Consider the following 17398-nt stretch of genomic DNA (forward strand, 5'->3'; position numbering starts at 1 on the left):
ATACCTCCTTTCCCCATGGTTAAACCGGAATCATTTCCAATTTGTACACTTTTTGTTCACCGGGAATCTCCTTCATCCACTGGGAAATTGTTTTATGCGTCCCCGGGATTTCGATATCCCCGGCAATTTCAAACAAGGGGACCAAAACAAATGCCCGCTCGGTCATGCGCGGATGGGGCACCACCAGATCTTCCTGCCGGATCACGCGATCTTCATAAAGGAGCAGATCCAGATCCATGGTGCGCGGTCCCCAGCGGATCTTTCGCACCCGATGTAACTTTTGTTCGATCCGCAAAAAAGCTTCCAACAATTGCCCGGGAGACAAAATCGTCTGGATTTCCGCCGCCATGTTGTAAAACGGCGGTTGATCGAGATACCCGACCGGAGCGGTTTCATAAATCGAAGAGGTTTGCCGCACGTGGATTCCTCTGGTGTTGTTCAACAGATGAATCGCCTGTTTCAACTGTTCCCGCCGATCTCCCTGATTGGTTCCCAGTCCCAGATAGGCCGTCACTTTTCGGCTCATGGCCTTGTCCTTACCACTTCAACCCCGACCGACTCATAGTGTCCCTGAATCGGCGGATTGGGTTTGGTGACGCGGACCCGTACTTCTTCAATCGGGAAATCAGCCAACAAACGTCCGGCAATTCGCTCTGCCAAGGTTTCAATCAATTTCACCCGGGTTCCGGTCATGATGTTTTCCACTTTCTGATATACCGCTCCATAATCAACGGTTTTCTGCAAATCATCCGTTGTGCCGGCAGGCCTTAAATCCAATTTCATTTCCAGATCGACATAAAAACGCTGCCCCAGCCGGTTTTCTTCGGCATAAGCCCCATGATACCCGTAAAAGCTCAGCCGTTTCATAAAGATTTTATCCACGGGCCTCCGCCTCCTTTGGCAGAACCCCGTAAAGCATCGCATCCATCATCCGGCAAACCCTGGTCATCTCTTTGACATCGTGGACCCGTACGATCCGGCATCCTTGGGAAATTCCGAATGCCACCGTTGCCGCCGTGCCTTCCACCCTTTCATGAGCCGGCAGGTTCAATGTCTTGCCAATCATGGATTTCCGGGACGTTCCCAGCAACACGGGATACCCCAACGCGGTAATGCGATCCAGGTGGCGCATCACGGTTAAATTTTGTTCAAGGTTTTTGGCAAAGCCGATCCCGGGATCCAAAATGATATTTTCATCTTTGACTCCGGCTTGTTTCGCATTTTGTACCATCGCCATCAGATCCTGAATCACATCGTCCATCAGCGAATCATAATCAGGTTGTTGCCGGTTATGCATCAAAATGACCGGCACATCCAACTCCGCCGCAACCTTGGCCATGTCCGGATCTTTGAGCGTTCCCCATACATCATTGATGATATGCGCCCCGGCCTGGATGCATTGCCGGGCCACCTCTGCCTTATACGTATCCACGGAAATGGGGCAGTCCAACTCGCGATGCAACACCTCAATCACCGGGAGCAAGCGGGACAATTCCTTTTCCGGCGGTACATACTCCGCCCCGGGGCGTGTGGATTCTCCGCCGATGTCTATGATATCCGCGCCATCACGCACCAGTTGTTTGGCATGTTCGATAGCCCGGTCCACCGTATTGTATTTTCCGCCGTCTGAAAAAGAGTCCGGGGTCACATTCAAAATGCCCATCACCAGCGTGCGGCGGTCATAAGACAACGTATACGGACCGGCTTGAATCGTTGAATGGTTCATGGCTCCAGCTCCTCTCTGATGAATACAAGCGCTTGATGCTGCATCGATGACAAAAAAAGATGGCCGACCGATTCCTTCTGTCAGTGAGCCATCTCATATCTATCTTTCTTCTTCCGCAGAAGGAAATGGATTTGTTTTCTGAATCCGGTTCTTCAAAATGGTTTTTCATCTCTGCTTTCACAGGGATTCCGGATGGGACCGGGTCTCTTTCCGTCGGATTCCGCTCCAATCAGACTGGAAAGCAGCCTGCGCCATGATGACGGAAAAGAGGAATTCCGGCGCCCGACGTTCATGCAATCCCCGCAAGGGAACCTTGCAACACCGCTCCCGCTTCTTCTTCAAACGCTTTCGGATCCGACGCCGGTGATTACGCTTGCTTTTCTATTTCATCGATGTCCATGGCATCGCTTTTGCTCATCCCGCAAACCAATTTCATGATGATCCAATCCCTTCCCGGCTTTTCCCGACAGGCTCAACTCTTCTAATCACATCATTTTACCACATAAAACCGGGATCTTCATCACAATTTTCCCCGAAAGCAAAAGAAGCTATCCTTTCCGATCAAGGACAGCTTCCAACAGATGTATTTGGTTTACGCTTATGCTTCATCTTCGAAATTGAAAAGAGCCGTGGACAAATAACGTTCTCCGTTACTTGGAACAACAGCGACAACTTTTTTGCCTTCTCCCAACCGGCGGGCGATTTTCACCGCGGAAGCAATGGCCGCACCGGAGGAGATTCCCACGAGAATCCCTTCTTCACGAGCTGCACGACGCGCCCATTCAAAAGCTTCCTCGTTATCCACTTGCAAGACTTCATCGTAAATATCCGTATCGAGAATCTTGGGTACAAATCCGGCACCGATACCCTGAATTTTGTGAGGCCCTGGTTTTCCTCCGGACAAAACGGGGGAATTGGAAGGCTCAACAGCAACCACGTGAACATGAGGATATTTTTCTTTCAAGACCCTGCCGACACCGGTAATCGTTCCGCCGGTCCCGATTCCCGCAACAAAGGCATCCAATTCACCGCCTGTTTGTTCAACGATTTCTCTGGCGGTGTTTTCAAAGTGTGCTTTCACGTTATCCGGGTTTTCAAATTGTTGGGGAACGAAATAATCGGGATGTTGTTCATGGATTTCTTTGGCTTTTTGAATGGCCCCTTTCATTCCTTCCGCACCGGGAGTCAGCACCAGTTCGGCTCCATAGGCCCGCAGAAGATTTCTGCGTTCCACGCTCATCGTGTCAGGCATGACCAACACGGCGCGGTAACCTTTGGCTGCTGCCACCATCGCCAGTCCGATTCCGGTGTTTCCGCTGGTCGGCTCCAAAATCGTGGAACCGGGTTTCAGCTCCCCGCGTTTTTCAGCTTCTTCAATCATGCTGAGGGCAATCCGGTCTTTGACACTGCCACCCGGGTTAAAAAATTCCAGTTTCAAATAAACATCGGCATCCGTCTTTCCAACAATCCGGTTTAATTTCACAAGCGGTGTTTCGCCAATCAACTCAAGAATATTATTTCCAACCCGCATGTAGGAAGCCTCCTTATTCCGAGTAAACTCATAGGTTTTGTATTTATCATCATACTAATCCCGATCCGATTTGTCAATCAATTTCTTCTATTATAATCCTTTCTAATTCCTCATCCGTAAACAAGTATCTTTCATTGCAAAAATGGCAAACGACCTCGGCACGGCCCAATTCGTCCCGGATGGATTCTATTTCCTCCTTGCCAAGCGCCCGCAACATTGCCTTTGAACGTTCCCTGGAACAATTGCATTGAAATTGAACCGGCGATTTCCCCAGGATTTCCAAATCGTCCCCCATTAAAAAGCGCAGCATTTCTTCCGGCGTTTCCCCGTTTTTCAACCGGTCTGAGATCGACGAAAGCCGGGAAATCCGTTGCTCCAGGTTTTGAATCACTTCTTCCCCGGCCCCCGGCAAAAGCTGGATCATATACCCGCCGGACGCCAAAATTTCGTTCCCTTTGACCAATACCCCCAATCCCACGGATGATGGAGTTTGTTCAGAGGCCGTAAAATAATAAGTAAAGTCTTCCGCCAATTCCCCTGAGATAATCGGTGAAGCGCCTCGATACGGTTCCTTCATGCCCAAGTCTTTGATGATGTGAATCATTCCTTTTCCCACAGCGGAAGCCACATCCAGCTTGTTACCTTTGGATTTGCCTTCCACTTGCGGTTGGTCGACACATCCGCGCACATGGCCTTGCCCGTCGGCATCCACCATGATCCGCCCGATGGGTCCGTCACCTTCCACCCGGATCAATACTTTGTGGTTCTTCTCTTTTAAAGTCACGCCCATCATCGCACCCATGGTCGCCGTTCTGCCCAATGCCGCGCTGACCACCGGAAAAGTGCGGTGACGTTGTTGCAGTTCCTGTACCAGATTCGTCGTCCGTGCCGCAAACCCGCGCACGGCCCCGTCTGCAGAGATCGCTCGAATAACATAATCTTCCATCAGTGATTTCCTCCTTAAAAAAAGGACTCCTTCGCAAGAAGCCCTCTGTTTCCCATTCTGTTACTTTGCATTCAGCTCATGGATCAACTTTAATCCTTCCAAGGTTAACAGCGGATCCACCTTGTCAATCGTCTTGGTATCCTTGCAAATCAATGAGGCATACCCGCCGGTGGCCACCACCGTGGGACGTTGGCGCATCATCTTTTTCATGCGGGTGACAATTTCATCCACAAGCCCGACATAACCATAGTATATGCCAGCCTGCATGGATTGAACCGGATTTTTGCCAACCACCGAATCCGGTTTGTCAATTTCCACCCTTGTCAACTTGGCGGCCCGTTGATACAGCGCCTCCATGGATATACTGATACCGGGCGCAATGGCTCCTCCGACGTAATTTCCCTCTTCATCAATAAAACAGAAGGTGGTTGCCGTCCCAAAATCGACAATCACCAACGGCGCCCCGTATTTCTCAATGCCGGCCACCGCATTGGCAATCCGGTCGGCCCCGACCTCGCGTGGATTGTCATACTTGATATTCAATCCGGTACGAATGCCCGGTCCCAAGATTAATGGGGTCAAACCAAGATACTTTTCAGCCATCCGCCGCAAGACAATCGTCAGCGGAGGGACAACGGAAGAAAGGATGGCAGCCCCCACATCTTTGATGGACAGGTTGGTATAGGAAAGCAAATCGGCCAATTGCATGCCGTATTCATCTTCGGTCGCGTGGCGGTTTGTTTGCAAACGCCAATGATGCAACAATTTTTCCTTGCGGTAAATGCCCAAAACGATATTGGTGTTTCCAACATCCATGACCAGCAATAAATCCTTGTTCAAGTTATTCACCTGCTTTAGTGATGTAATCCATTTTACTTATAGAATACCATCCTCCCGGATTGTTTTACATCCATTAATTCACAAGAAAAAAGAGGCGGAAACGCCTCTTTTTTTCTACACCGATTGGTCTGAATCCGAATCTTTATCCACCGGATCGTTATTGACAAACGGATTATCCTTTGCAGGGCTTTCTGTCCGGTTTGCATCAACCGCCCCGGAATTATCCTGTTTTGTGGACTCTTTATTGGTTTCTTCTTCCTCTTTGGATTGGATGTTGACTTTCACGGAATCGTCATCATCCAACTTCCCGTTTTCAAGCAATTGTTTGATTTGCCGCTCATCCAACGTTTCTTTCTCCAGCAAGGTTTGCGCCAACAGTTCCAATTTGTCGCGATGTTCCATGATCAGGTTTTTCGCCCGGTTGTAGCAGGAACGGATCAAATCTTGCATCTCCGTATCGATCTCATAGGCGATTTTATCGCTGTAGTTGGATTCGTGTCCCAGGTCACGCCCCAAGAACACCTGTCCTTGCGAACGCCCGAAGGTCATGGTGGCCAACCGGTCGCTCATTCCGTATTCCGTAATCATGGAACGGACAATGGAGGTTGCTTTCTCAAAGTCATTGCTGGCCCCGGTGCTGATTTCACCAAACACAATCTCTTCGGCGACACGGCCTCCGAGCAACCCGGTCACCCGATCCAGCAATTCGTTTTTGGTGGCCAAATAACGATCTTCCTTCGGCAACATCATGGCATATCCGCCGGCTTGCCCGCGGGGGACGATTGTCACCTTGTGAACCACATCGGCATGCTGCAGGTAATATCCGCACAACACGTGTCCGGATTCATGATAAGCAACAATTTTTCTTTCTTTTTTGCTGAAGACGCGGCTTTTCTTCTGAGGACCTGCAATCACGCGGTCCACCGCTTCATCAATTTCTTCCATCGTGATTTTCTTCTTCCGGTGCCGTGCCGCAAGCAGAGCCGCTTCATTCAACAAGTTCTCCAGATCGGCTCCGGAAAAGCCCGTGGTACGCTGGGCAATGACTTCCAATTTGACGTCTTCTGCCAGGGGTTTGTTACGGGCATGCACTTTCAAAACGGCTTCCCGGCCTTTCACATCAGGACGGTTCACCAGAATCTGGCGGTCAAAACGGCCCGGGCGCAACAATGCCGGGTCGAGGATATCCGGACGGTTGGTTGCCGCCATGATGATGATTCCGGAATTGACATCAAATCCGTCCATTTCCACAAGCAATTGGTTCAATGTTTGTTCGCGCTCGTCGTGACCGCCGCCGAGCCCGGCCCCGCGTTGACGGCCCACTGCGTCGATTTCGTCGATGAAAATGATACAAGGCGCATTTTTCTTCGCCTGTTCAAACAAATCACGAACACGGGATGCCCCCACCCCGACAAACATTTCCACAAAGTCCGAACCGCTGATGGAAAAGAACGGAACTTTCGCTTCTCCGGCCACCGCCCTGGCCAACAAAGTTTTCCCTGTTCCCGGCGGTCCGACCAAAAGAACCCCTTTCGGAATCCGTGCCCCCATTTGGGCGTAACGCCGGTTGTCTTTCAGGAAGTCAACAATTTCGACCAACTCGGCTTTTTCCTCGTCTGCGCCTGCCACGTCATCAAAAGTTACACGCCTTTTCTCTTCATTGTATAACTTGGCTTTGCTTTTGCCGAAATTCATCACACGGCTTCCGCCGCCTTGCGCCTGGTTTAACAAGAAAAAGAAAAGGAAAAGAATGACGACAAAAGGAATGATGTACGTAAACAAGGTGATCCAAATCGAGTCACCTTTCGGTTTTTCATAAGTCACCTTGACATTTGCATTTTGTAAATCCTGAAGCACCGTTGAACCGTAGTTCGCGGGTCCCCGGGTTACAAAAGACTTGTTCGGCTGGTCCTTGAACTTACCTTCAATATGGTAAGTACCCCCATCCAACTGTACCTTGATGTCAGTGAGCTTATTCGCCGTCAGCTGTTGCCTGTATTCATTGTAAGCCAGCTGCTGCGTGTCTGTTGCCGGATTGGCAAACATATTGATAACCGCAATGGTTACAAGGATGAGGATAATATATAATACTCCATTTCTGAGGAAGTAGTTTTTCATCCCTGGCCTCCTCTCAGTCCACTTGTATCATTTTAGCATAGCAGGCAAACGGTTCTCAACAAAACAAAACGTCACGGCTAATCCGTATAAACTTCCTTTTTGAGGATTCCTATGTATGGGAGATTCCGATATTTCTCCGCATAATCAAGGCCATAACCGACAACAAATGCATCCGGAATCGTATATCCGCAGTAATCAGGGCTCAGATCCACTTTACGGCGTTCCGGTTTGTCCAGCATGGTGATGATTTTAACCGATGCCGCATTCCGGGCTTTCAGCATTTCCACCAGATAACTGAGCGTCAAACCGGAATCAATTATGTCTTCGACAATCAGGACATGACGTCCTTCGACGGATGTCTCTAAATCTTTAATAATTCTCACAACCCCTGAGGATTTGGTGGAATTCCCGTAGCTGGAAACATCCATAAAGTCCATCTCAATCGGGATGTCAATCTCCCTGATCAAATCGGCCATAAAAGGAACGGCCCCTTTTAACACACAAACGCACAGCGGGTTCAACCCTTTGTACTCACGGGAAATGATTTTCCCCAACTCCTCTACTTTTTCCCGGATTTGCTCTTTGGTAAACAACACTTCCGCAATGTCTTCATGCACGGTGGGAACCTCCTATCTTTCTTCGGGTGCATCATTTTGATCCCACAATAAATATAGAAAACGTTTCGTTGATGCTGTCGCAGGAGCCAGGTCGGACCTCCTCACTCCCGGTATCCAGATGATTTCATCACCGGATCCAACCAATGGATAGCGCGAACGCATTTTTTTGGGGATTTTTGCTTCCATCATTAAACTTTTTACCTTTTTTCTTCCGCGCATACCTGAACAACGCATTTTGTCTCCCGGTTTCCGGGCCCGGACATAAAGCGGTCCTGAAAGAAGATCAAGGTCAAACACAGCATGGCTAAAAACGTTTTTCAATCTATGTATGGGGATGGGTTGATCTGACTCCAATATTTCCATTCTACCCAAAAACCCCGGTAATGAAGACACTCCATGACCGGGCAACCAGATCATTTCCGGCGTTTCCTGCCTGTCCCGGGCTTCATCCGGTGTTTGTGGCTTTTTTGTGAAAATCAACTTGGAATACTCTCTTTCTGCAAAGACTCCTTGAAACATCCGGATCATTGCCGACGGATTGTTGTTTTCAGCCAATTTTCGAACCTGATCCACTTTATCAAGGGAAAGTTCCGTTAAATCTTGGTGGCAAAGATAACTTAATATTAGTTTAACCACTCTTCTTTGTAAAGCAACCGACAAGTGAAGAAAACTTGAAACATCAAGCGTGTAACAGTTTTCACCCCGTTCGGTGACCACTTCTTTCAATGCCTTTTTCACCCGGAAATCCCAGTCTCTTTCTTCTTCCCGGATCAGATCGCTCAACTTTGAAACCGCTCTGTCGGCATGCGGATACAGCCTTCTCACCACGGGAATCAGTTCATGACGGATCCGGTTTCGCGTATATTCCAGAGAGCGGTTGCTTGAATCTTCACGCGGGGACAGATTTTGTTCCCGGCAAAAAGAAATGATTTCCTCTTTCCTAAATCCCAATAAAGGCCGGATCAACACGTAACCTTCCCAAGGCCGGGACCAATCCATCCCGGAGAGGCCGGAGATCCCTGTTCCCCGGAACAAACGCATCAACACCGTTTCCAATTGGTCATCGGCATGGTGCGCCAACGCCAGCCGGTCTGCTTTTATTTCCTCAGCCACCCGTTTGAATGCCCGGTAGCGTAATGTTCGCGATACGGCCTGTTTATTCCCACCGTGTTTCTTCCGTTCTCCGGCCACATCCACATGCATGACACGGACGGGGATGTTCCATTCCTTTGCGCGGCACACCACATATTTCTCATCTTCATCGCTTTCTTCCCCGCGCAAGTGATGATTCACATGAACGGCAAACACTTGATGCCCCAATGTCTTTTCCAACTGTTTTAAAGCAAACAGCAAGGCCGTGGAATCGGGACCGCCCGATACCCCGACCAATACGTTGTCACCGGGTCTGATCAATTTTCTCGTTGCAATCTCTTCTTCCAAGCGTTTCAAAAACCAGGACAATGTCATCTTCCCCTTAAATAAAAAGGCCCGGGAAGCCCCGGGTTTGTTTCATCCTTCCCTGTACTCATCATATATTTTTTCAGGAAGGGAAGCAATTTACAACATGGTTTTTGTCCGTTTTAATTCACGGGTTCCGGCCGGACGAGCTTTTTGACGCCGGGCAAACGGATCGTCGACCATTCGGGGGAATGCTTTTCCACCTTGGAAACGACAATCGTCATATCGTCCATGATCCGTCCCCCGTGATGCCGCACCACTTTTTCCAAAAGGCAATCCGCAAATCCCTGCGGATCTTTGGTGTCAATTTCCGAAATCATCCGCGCCATGAAAGCATCTTTGTTGACCGCATGATCCGGTGTGTCATAAACCCCGTCCGTCATCAAAATAATCAGGTCGCCCGGCTCCAGCTGCATTTCAATCGGTTCAAATTCAATGTGATTTAAAATGCCGATGGGAGGATTGGCTGCCGACAGCGTGATCACCTTTTTCCCCCGCTTGATAAAGCCCGGGGTGGAACCAATTTTCATAAACCGCCCTTCCGCGGTGTTCAAATCCACAATGGCCAGATCAATCGTCGCAAACATTTCGTCGGCCGACCGCAAACTCAAAATCGAATTGACCGTATCCACCGCCCGCTCTTCATTCATACCCGCCTGAAGCAAACGGCGCAACAACTTCAATGCCGCACTACTTTCGGCTTGTGCCCGTTGTCCGTTCCCCATTCCGTCCGATAAGGCCACGGCATACTTTCCTGTGCCCAAATTCATGTAACAATAGCTGTCTCCGGAAATCACTCCCCCGCCTTTGGCCGCACAAGAAGCTCCCGTTTTCAGTTCAAAACGCTGTGCCGATCCCAAAATGACAACCGCACCAGGCGATCCGTCTTTGACCACCTTCCGGTACACAGCCACCGGCTCTCCCAAAATCTCTGTCAACAAGGGAGCCACCAACTTTTTGCACTCTTCCAGCCCGTCCCGGTCAGCCATCGTAACTTCAATCTCCACTTTTCCTTCTTCCAGGTTAATGATATCCACCCGGTGAATGGACAAGCCCAACTCTTCCAGCGCCTCGTGAATCTGCTCTTCATGCGCGGACAGCACTTGTGTTTCATGCCGGATTTCCCTGGACAGCTTGGACATCACTTCCGCCATTCCGGTCAACTGGTCGGAAACCAACCGGCGCGATTCCTGCATTTTTTCCTTCCAATAGATGTTTTGCTCGTAGCGTGCATACTGACGCTGAATTTCGTTTACCACTTTGTCGGGACGGATGCAGTGACGTTCCCATGATTTTGGAACCGGCGCAGGATTTTGCGGCCCGTTCTCCTCGACACGAGCCATTAAATCCATCATCCCCTGATAAGTTTTCACCACTTTTTGATCCCAACAATGTTCAAACTTGCTGCACCCCATGCAAGCCTGATCCATGATCTCGGAAATAAAAAACCGGACCTGGTCTTCATCTTCTTTTTTGTGTTTGGTCACATCTTCACGGAAACTGAACGCCAACTCCTGAAACAATTCCGTGAATTTCTCCACTTTGCTCGCCGTCACATCCCTGAGCCGTTTGATGTGCTCCTGTTGCGCCGTATGATTTTCCAACGTGCCGGGAACATACCGGGACAATGCTTTCAACCAACGTTCCGGAGTCAGGAAAAACAAACAGACTGCCAATGCCGATTCTTGCATGGAAGGCCAGATGGCCTGGGAACCGCCGTCATATAAGGTCAGGATGGCCGAACCCAACAAAAAGCCGACCGATACGCCGATTTTTTTCCCTTCTTTGAACAAACCGGCCAGCAAACCGGCAAACGCCAGCAAACTGATCTGCAAAATGGATTTGGGTTCGGAGAGGCTTAAAATCATGCCTGTGACCACCCCCATGGAGGAACCCAACATTCCCCCACCCACCAAAGCCAGCACCAGAATTGCGTAACGGGAAATAATGTTGACGATCGATAACTGCCCAGCTTCCCACCCCATGGTTCCGGTCATCGCGGAACCCAGAAGAATCACCAAACAGACAATTTCCTCCTGACGCAGTGAAACGCGTCTTTTTTTCATGGTGAAAATCGGGAGGGATTGGACAAAGATAAACGTCAAGATGAAACTGAGCAGCACATCGATCCCGGCCAACAACAATTCATAAGAAGTCCCGTCTTTCCACCACCACTCAGCCAGGCGGGCCACGGCCCCCGTGATCCCCACCATAAAAGGAGCAAAACTGAGCTCTCCTTTTCCCAAGGCCGCAAAAATTTTCTGGATAAAAAGGAAAAGAATTAAACTGCCGGTCATCTTGGCCATCTCTGCCCCGCCCAGGGTGGCCGCACCGAGAATCAGTGACAACATCACCACCGGCCATTGCTTTTTGGCCAAATGATACACCACGGCCAGATAAGCAACAGCAAACGGGGAGATCATCCCCAAGATCGTGGCCCTTCCCAAGAGCACTCCCATCACAACAACCGGAACATTCCACATGTTCGCCAAACGATGCATGATCCGTCTTCGCTTACTGCTTTCCCAACCGAACCAACTTCCCACCGGTCGAATCAATAAATTCCGAAAATGAGTTCCCACTTGCATCCCTTGTCACCTCGCGTTCAGTTTGTGCCACTCATTATAGCGGGGAGGCAAGCGGAAAGTTTGTTGCAATTTCTGAAAAGAAAAATTTTTTTGGCGACATTTTTCTAACCGGCCGCGATCCCGTATGATTTGCCATCGGGACAAAGAAGGAACGGCAAGGGATTCAGCCAAATGAGCCCCCGGCTTCCTTTGGGAGCTCACTCGGATCCCGTCTTCCTTTGTCGTTTTCTCTCAAGACAAACATGGGAGCGACAAAACTTCCTATTTCTTTTTCCGGTTTGTCGAAAATCGGATTCACCGGCGCCGGGAAGGGGAATCCGTCAACGGATACATCTTGGCCTCGCGAATAAACGAGGGAATCAGCTTGCGATCGGCATGCAAACGGATCATCTGATCCAGCGTCCGCAACGCATGCACTTGCTGTCTGCGTTTGATCTGCCTGCGTTCAATGGAATCGGCAAATTCATCAATATCGATCACATGATAATGATCATCCCGGTCAATGATCAGATCCAACAAAAGATCCACCATCACATAACGCATGCGGCCCACCTGGTGCATTTGCATCACATCGCAATAATAGTAAAGGAATTCTCCGGAGCGGCCGAACACCTTTGAAATTGTGTATCCTTTGCGCACAAAATAATACGTCAAAAAGATCCGTTTTCCGTCCGGATTGGCATACTGCGTGGAGAACAAATGACGCCCCCGCCAATCCCGGACTTTTTCCGTATAGGTTTTATTTATGGTCGTAAACTTTATTTTCTTAATCACGACATTCACACAATCACTCCCATGCACTCGCAACTTGCTGATCCTTAAAAATCACATAAAAAAAAGGCGACATTCACCCAATTGGGGAAGCTCGCCTTCTCCTACTTTGGTAGCGGCGGAGGGCCTCGAACCCCCGACCTTACGGGTATGAACCGTACGCTCTAGCCAGCTGAGCTACGCCGCCATATATTTTGGTTGCGGGGACAGGATTTGAACCTGCGACCTTCGGGTTATGAGCCCGACGAGCTACCTGACTGCTCCACCCCGCGTCAATTCATCATTTATCACCGCGAACAATCTCAATTATACATAGCCTGTGTTTCGGTGTCAACATCCAATTTCATTTAAAATTGAATTCAGATTTTTCACGATGAATAGAGAAGGTATTTTTTCCGTATCCCCTTAAAGTGATTGATTTCTTTTTTCCATTGTCGGGTGATTTCCCGGGCTGACTTCCCCTGATCCAATTGACGGCGTATTTGGTCCGTTCCAGCCAGCAGATCTATCCAGTATTTTTCCCCTGATCGGACCCAGGCAAACTGTTCCGGATACAATTTTTTCGTTTTCTCCAAAATCGTGATCCCCGTTAAAACCGGATCAAATTGGTCAACGTCCGTAACATGGATTTGGACACCGCCCACCTCTTCCCCTTGGAATTTTGAAAAAGTGGGAATAAAATATGCCTCCCGAAAAACAACCCCCGGCAGACGGGCCCGGTTCAACGCCTGAGACAATTCCCAACCGTTGACATAGGGGGCCCCGACCAGTTCAAAAGGACGGGTCGTCCCTCTTCCTTCCGACAAGTTGGTTCCTTCCACCAACCCCGTCCCCGGATAGACAAGGGCGGTCAACGGGGAGGGCATGTTCGGAGAAGGCATCACCCATGGCAATCCGGTATCTTCATACCTCTGATCCCGTGTCCATCCCTCCATATTCACCACGTGCAATTCCGCTTTCGGCGATTGCTGATCATTGATCAAAAGAGCCAATTCCCCCATCGTCATTCCGTGTACGAGCGGAATGGGAAACCGTCCCACGGAAGAGCGGAATGCCGGGTTTAAAAGCGGCCCCTCCACCCGTGTTCCGCCAAGCGGATTGGGCCGGTCCAAAACATACAAAGGCTTCTTTAACATCCCCGCGGCCTTCATCGCATCCGCCATCGTGTAAAGATAAGTATAAAACCGGGTGCCGGTCTCCTGCATGTCAAAGACGAGGACATCCACCTCTTGAAAGAGGGAAGCCATTTCTTCCGGCTTTTTTCCATACAGGTTTTCGAAAGGGATTCCCGTTTTGGGATCCACCACCGTCTCCGGTTCCTCTCCGGCTTGTTCAGCCCCGCGGACCCCGTGCTCCGGACCGAAAACTTTCGTCACTTGAATCCCGCGGGCCAGCATCGCATCCAGCGCATGCTGATAATCCGGGGTGATACTGGTCGGATTGGCGATCAAGCCCACCCGTTTCCCTTGAAAATCCTCCGGATTCCTCAACACTTTTTCCAAGCCGGTGATCACCTTTTTTTCCCTGTTTTCCTGCACGTTAAGACGGAAACAACCGGATCCGGCCAAAACCAACAACATAATGCAAAAAAGCCCGATCCACTTTCTCCCCATCGCCATCCCTCTTCCTGACACAGATAGAAAAATCCTCTTGTTCCCCGACAGAACAAGAGGGATCTGCTTCACTCTTTGTTTTCAATGGAGTAAATTTGTTCACCCGGTTTTCCGTAACCCATTTTATGAGCCAATTCCATCATATAATCTTCCGATTTTAACTTTTGAACTTCCTGCTTTAACGTTTTCTGTTGTTCATAAGCCTGAGACAACTGCCTTTGTTTGTCGGCCAGTTCTTTTTCCTGATCCCAGATGCGCACCTGCTGGATGACGCTTTGCGCCGCCGCCCAAACAATAAAGACAACCATGCAACCAAGCCAGATCAGCCGGCGCCTTTTGACGGCGGGATGCAAAGGGCGTACGGATTGGGATTTGGATGCGGATTCCGGTTTTTTCACGGGTTTTGCGGACCGCTGGATGAAAAGCACATTATCTCTGCCGTGTTGATAAGCCATCTTTTCATTCACCCTTATCCCGGTTTTTATTCCACCATGCTTTGATCTTTCGGACTTGGGCCTTTCCTTTTTGAATCCTTCGGGAGAGCCAGGGTTCCAACCTGGCTTGAACAGGGCGAAGCAGGAAGAAAAACGGGGACAAAATCAGCTTGATGCATGCAGTGGTTCCTTTCCAGATCAGACCCGCCAACCGCCGGCATCCCCTGAACAAGATCCGGGCGGGACTGAATATCAACAGGTGAAACAGCCGTGCGAGAAAGAAAAAAATCCGTTCCAAGATATGAAACAACATCCGGATTCCGCGAAGTACCAGGCGGCTTGCCCACTTAAAATAAATCAAGAAACCCAGGCACACCGCAACAAAGAAATAAAAGCGAAGCTCTCCCCAATTGCTCCAAAACAATAAACCAAACACCAAAACGGCCGAAACCATCCAATAAATGAGGTCAATGAGGGAAATCAACCACTTGCGAATCCGGAAACGGACTGTCAACACCCGGTAAAAATCAAGAATGATCCCGATAAAAAAACCGGATCCGAGCATGAGAAGCATGGTAAACCATTGCGTTTGCAGCGTCACTTGAAGATCCGGCCCCAGACGCTTTTAACTTTTTCCTGCGCCGGCACAGGCATGTCCAAATAGCTCATGTCTGAAATTTGCCCTTCAATGGAAACCCTGCCCTGATCCAAATCCAGTGTTTTGATATGCAACCCTTGCCCTCTGATCCCCAGATAACCGTAATCGGTCTGAAGCAAAAACTCCTCGCTGTCAAAACTCTCCACCCGGGTTACACCGCTGACATCCAGCGTGTTGCGGTTGGTCATCACGATCTCATGCGGAATCTGGTTAAAGGTTTCTTCCATATCACGTTCCCCCCTCTTGGTACATGATATGGACAAAATCTCCGTTTAGAACTGTTCTTGGGGATCTTTTTGTCCGCTGAGGCTCTCTTCGCGGATCAGGCTGAACATGCTCCCGGCATCTTCTTTGCGGACGGAATCCTGTAACTTCTCCACACAGACCGTCACCAATTTTTGCCCGAAACGAATCTGGATTTCATCTCCCACGTGAAGAACCGTTCCTGCTTTGGCCGTTTTTCCGTTGACTTGAACCCGCCCTTCGTCACACACTTCCTTGGCCAATGTCCGTCTTTTCACCAAACGCGACACTTTCAAGAACTTGTCCAATCGCATGATGTCACCTTCAATCTTTTAACGTTTTCTTGAACAAAGGAAAAAATCCTGCCTCGGCTCATAAATCATTCGCCTTTTTCCAGACGCTTGGCTTCATCCCACCAGGCATCCAATTCTTCTAAAGAGAAGTCCTCCCAACTTTTTTGGGACATCCTGACTTGACTTTCAATGTAGCGAAAACGGCGCTCAAATTTATAACAAGATCCGTGGAGAGCCAGTTCCGGTTGCACTTTGAGAAAGCGGGCGAAATTAACCAAAGCAAACAACACATCCCCCAGTTCTTCTTCCTTTTCTTCCTGGGTTTCGGCTTCCGACATTTCTTTTAATTCCTCTTGCACCTTTTTTAAAACTTCCTCTGCATCATTCCAGTCAAATCCCGCTTTGGCCGCTTTTTTCTGCAGTTCGTAAGCTTTCATCAAAGCCGGGAAATGTTTGGGCACACCCTCCAGCAACGAGGAAGATTCCTCTTGTTTTTTCTCTTTTTGCTTCAACTGGTCCCAAGTCTGCTTCACATCTTCCGCCGTCTCGGCCTTTAAGTTGCCAAACACATGGGGATGGCGGCGGATCATTTTCGCATTCAAGTGGCGGATCACATCATGAATGTCAAACGTCCCTTCTTCGCTGGCGATTTGAGAGTGCAACATCACTTGAAGCAAAACATCCCCCAATTCCTCGGCCATTGCGTCGGAATCCTTTTCTTCCACCGCTTCCAAAAATTCATAAGCTTCCTCCAGCAGGTACGGGCGCAAACTGTCATGGGTTTGTTTGCGGTCCCAAGGACAGCCTTCCGGGCTTCTCAAATGGCGGATCACTGCTTTTAAATACTCAAAGCGCGGGTATAAATCTTCCTCTTTCACAAGAGGTGGGAGATAAACGGAGGTCAAGTCGCTGAAAAGCTCCTTGCGATCCAATTCATACAAGGGAACTTCGGTGATCTTTTCCAATCCGTCGATCCCGCAAGCAGTGACAATTTTAACCGGGTGATCATCGGGATAAATTTCCATCAACGTCAATTTGACTTCAGAAGCGACAAACCGGCTGTATACCTGGGCGATCAAAAGGTGGTTTTCCGGATTCACCTTCCCTGAATCAAAATCCGTCCCGTTGAGCAATTGAAACCCTTCAATGGGATCCACCTGCAAACGGGCAAAAAACGTTTCCAGGAAACTCACACTTCCTCCCCGGATATCGATTTCCACCCCTTGCCCCTCCCCTTGATCAAGGAGCAACCGGACCGTCCGTTCCGCAACCATCGGGTGCCCCGGAACCGCATAAATCACCGTGGAATTCTTTTTGGCCGCCTGAAGCAACCGCCCGGCAATTTGATCATAAACCGTATCAAAATCATGATTTGACTCATAAACATCATCAAAAGTGGCAAAAGAAATCCCTTGTTGACTCAGCCACCCGGCAACCGGGATTTGCCGGGTCCGCAAAAAAACCGGGTTTTCTCCTTTTAATAACCGGAGCACTCCCAAAGACAACGATTCCTCATCGCCTGCACCCAAACCGACAACCACAATTTTTGCCATTTTTCTCCT

18 protein-coding genes and 2 tRNA genes are annotated in these 17398 nt (G+C 49.4%); all 20 read right to left on the bottom strand.

Annotation, left to right across the window (positions count from 1 at the left end; all coding sequences use genetic code 11):
• Positions 1-19: 19 nt before the first annotated feature.
• The gene (folK, locus tag ATH33_RS11860; RefSeq protein WP_037997876.1) at positions 20-526 is read right to left on the bottom strand and encodes a 2-amino-4-hydroxy-6-hydroxymethyldihydropteridine diphosphokinase; all 507 of its coding nucleotides are present in this window, start codon (positions 524-526) and stop codon (positions 20-22) included.
• The gene (folB, locus tag ATH33_RS11865; protein WP_037997867.1) at positions 523-882 is read right to left on the bottom strand and encodes a dihydroneopterin aldolase; all 360 of its coding nucleotides are present in this window, start codon (positions 880-882) and stop codon (positions 523-525) included. Before folB ends, folK begins: the two co-directional genes overlap by 4 nt.
• Positions 875-1726 (bottom strand): dihydropteroate synthase, encoded by an 852-nt coding sequence (gene folP / locus ATH33_RS11870; RefSeq protein ID WP_037997865.1) that lies wholly within the window; start codon positions 1724-1726, stop codon positions 875-877. Before folP ends, folB begins: the two co-directional genes overlap by 8 nt.
• A gap of 177 nt (positions 1727-1903) precedes the next feature.
• Positions 1904-2068, bottom strand: coding sequence for a hypothetical protein (locus ATH33_RS13640; protein WP_170151262.1), 165 nt, complete (start codon positions 2066-2068; stop codon positions 1904-1906).
• 256 nt (positions 2069-2324) lie between these two features.
• Positions 2325-3257 (bottom strand): cysteine synthase A, encoded by a 933-nt coding sequence (cysK, locus tag ATH33_RS11880; protein ID WP_037997863.1) that lies wholly within the window; start codon positions 3255-3257, stop codon positions 2325-2327.
• Between the two features lie 73 nt (positions 3258-3330).
• Entirely contained in the window at positions 3331-4203 is an 873-nt protein-coding gene (gene hslO / locus ATH33_RS11885; protein ID WP_037997861.1) for an Hsp33 family molecular chaperone HslO, read from the bottom strand.
• A 60-nt stretch (positions 4204-4263) separates the two neighbouring features.
• Positions 4264-5019 (bottom strand): type III pantothenate kinase, encoded by a 756-nt coding sequence (locus ATH33_RS11890; RefSeq protein ID WP_062843359.1) that lies wholly within the window; start codon positions 5017-5019, stop codon positions 4264-4266.
• Between the two features lie 138 nt (positions 5020-5157).
• On the bottom strand, positions 5158-7161 hold the full coding sequence (gene ftsH / locus ATH33_RS11895; RefSeq protein ID WP_037998022.1) for an ATP-dependent zinc metalloprotease FtsH: 2004 nt from the start codon (positions 7159-7161) through the stop codon (positions 5158-5160).
• Between the two features lie 77 nt (positions 7162-7238).
• Entirely contained in the window at positions 7239-7778 is a 540-nt protein-coding gene (gene hpt / locus ATH33_RS11900; RefSeq protein WP_037998020.1) for a hypoxanthine phosphoribosyltransferase, read from the bottom strand.
• 12 nt (positions 7779-7790) lie between these two features.
• Complete coding sequence (tilS, locus tag ATH33_RS11905) at positions 7791-9239, bottom strand: tRNA lysidine(34) synthetase TilS (protein WP_170151263.1); 1449 nt, start codon at positions 9237-9239, stop codon at positions 7791-7793.
• A 119-nt stretch (positions 9240-9358) separates the two neighbouring features.
• A complete protein-coding gene (spoIIE, locus tag ATH33_RS11910) occupies positions 9359-11824 on the bottom strand; it encodes a stage II sporulation protein E (protein WP_037998014.1) in 2466 nt (821 codons plus the stop codon).
• 294 nt (positions 11825-12118) lie between these two features.
• Complete coding sequence (locus ATH33_RS11920; protein WP_037998011.1) at positions 12119-12607, bottom strand: ribonuclease FAU-1 family protein; 489 nt, start codon at positions 12605-12607, stop codon at positions 12119-12121.
• 98 nt (positions 12608-12705) lie between these two features.
• Positions 12706-12782, bottom strand: a tRNA-Met gene (locus tag ATH33_RS11925).
• 8 nt (positions 12783-12790) lie between these two features.
• A tRNA-Met gene (locus ATH33_RS11930) sits at positions 12791-12867 on the bottom strand.
• Between the two features lie 96 nt (positions 12868-12963).
• The gene (locus ATH33_RS11935; protein WP_037998008.1) at positions 12964-14208 is read right to left on the bottom strand and encodes an exo-beta-N-acetylmuramidase NamZ family protein; all 1245 of its coding nucleotides are present in this window, start codon (positions 14206-14208) and stop codon (positions 12964-12966) included.
• Between the two features lie 68 nt (positions 14209-14276).
• Positions 14277-14663: an FtsB family cell division protein gene (locus ATH33_RS11940; RefSeq protein ID WP_037998005.1), complete on the bottom strand. Its 387-nt coding sequence runs from the start codon at positions 14661-14663 to the stop codon at positions 14277-14279.
• Between the two features lie 4 nt (positions 14664-14667).
• On the bottom strand, positions 14668-15243 hold the full coding sequence (gene yabQ, locus ATH33_RS11945; RefSeq protein ID WP_121874455.1) for a spore cortex biosynthesis protein YabQ: 576 nt from the start codon (positions 15241-15243) through the stop codon (positions 14668-14670).
• Complete coding sequence (gene yabP, locus ATH33_RS11950; RefSeq protein WP_037997999.1) at positions 15240-15527, bottom strand: sporulation protein YabP; 288 nt, start codon at positions 15525-15527, stop codon at positions 15240-15242. The genes yabQ and yabP overlap by 4 nt, the downstream gene beginning before the upstream one ends.
• Before the next feature lie 45 nt (positions 15528-15572).
• Positions 15573-15872, bottom strand: a complete 300-nt coding sequence (locus tag ATH33_RS11955; protein WP_276319280.1) for an RNA-binding S4 domain-containing protein — start codon at positions 15870-15872, stop codon at positions 15573-15575.
• Between the two features lie 50 nt (positions 15873-15922).
• Complete coding sequence (yabN, locus tag ATH33_RS11960; protein ID WP_037997995.1) at positions 15923-17389, bottom strand: bifunctional methyltransferase/pyrophosphohydrolase YabN; 1467 nt, start codon at positions 17387-17389, stop codon at positions 15923-15925.
• Positions 17390-17398 lie beyond the last annotated feature (9 nt).

The organism is Thermoactinomyces vulgaris, assembly GCF_003688725.1.
Classification (GTDB): Bacteria; Bacillota; Bacilli; order Thermoactinomycetales; family Thermoactinomycetaceae; genus Thermoactinomyces; species Thermoactinomyces vulgaris.

Excerpts from the sequence above, each read along its gene's own strand:
- folK (WP_037997876.1), bottom strand. The coding sequence starts at position 526 with ATGAGCCGAAAAGTGACGGCCTATCTGGGACTGGGAACCAATCAGGGA.
- folP (WP_037997865.1), bottom strand. The coding sequence starts at position 1,726 with ATGAACCATTCAACGATTCAAGCCGGTCCGTATACGTTGTCTTATGAC.
- cysK (WP_037997863.1), bottom strand. The coding sequence starts at position 3,257 with ATGCGGGTTGGAAATAATATTCTTGAGTTGATTGGCGAAACACCGCTT.
- hslO (WP_037997861.1), bottom strand. The coding sequence starts at position 4,203 with ATGGAAGATTATGTTATTCGAGCGATCTCTGCAGACGGGGCCGTGCGC.
- ATH33_RS11890 (WP_062843359.1), bottom strand. The coding sequence starts at position 5,019 with ATGGATGTTGGAAACACCAATATCGTTTTGGGCATTTACCGCAAGGAA.
- ftsH (WP_037998022.1), bottom strand. The coding sequence starts at position 7,161 with ATGAAAAACTACTTCCTCAGAAATGGAGTATTATATATTATCCTCATC.
- spoIIE (WP_037998014.1), bottom strand. The coding sequence starts at position 11,824 with ATGCAAGTGGGAACTCATTTTCGGAATTTATTGATTCGACCGGTGGGA.
- ATH33_RS11935 (WP_037998008.1), bottom strand. The coding sequence starts at position 14,208 with ATGGGGAGAAAGTGGATCGGGCTTTTTTGCATTATGTTGTTGGTTTTG.
- ATH33_RS11940 (WP_037998005.1), bottom strand. The coding sequence starts at position 14,663 with ATGGCTTATCAACACGGCAGAGATAATGTGCTTTTCATCCAGCGGTCC.
- yabP (WP_037997999.1), bottom strand. The coding sequence starts at position 15,527 with ATGGAAGAAACCTTTAACCAGATTCCGCATGAGATCGTGATGACCAAC.
- yabN (WP_037997995.1), bottom strand. The coding sequence starts at position 17,389 with ATGGCAAAAATTGTGGTTGTCGGTTTGGGTGCAGGCGATGAGGAATCG.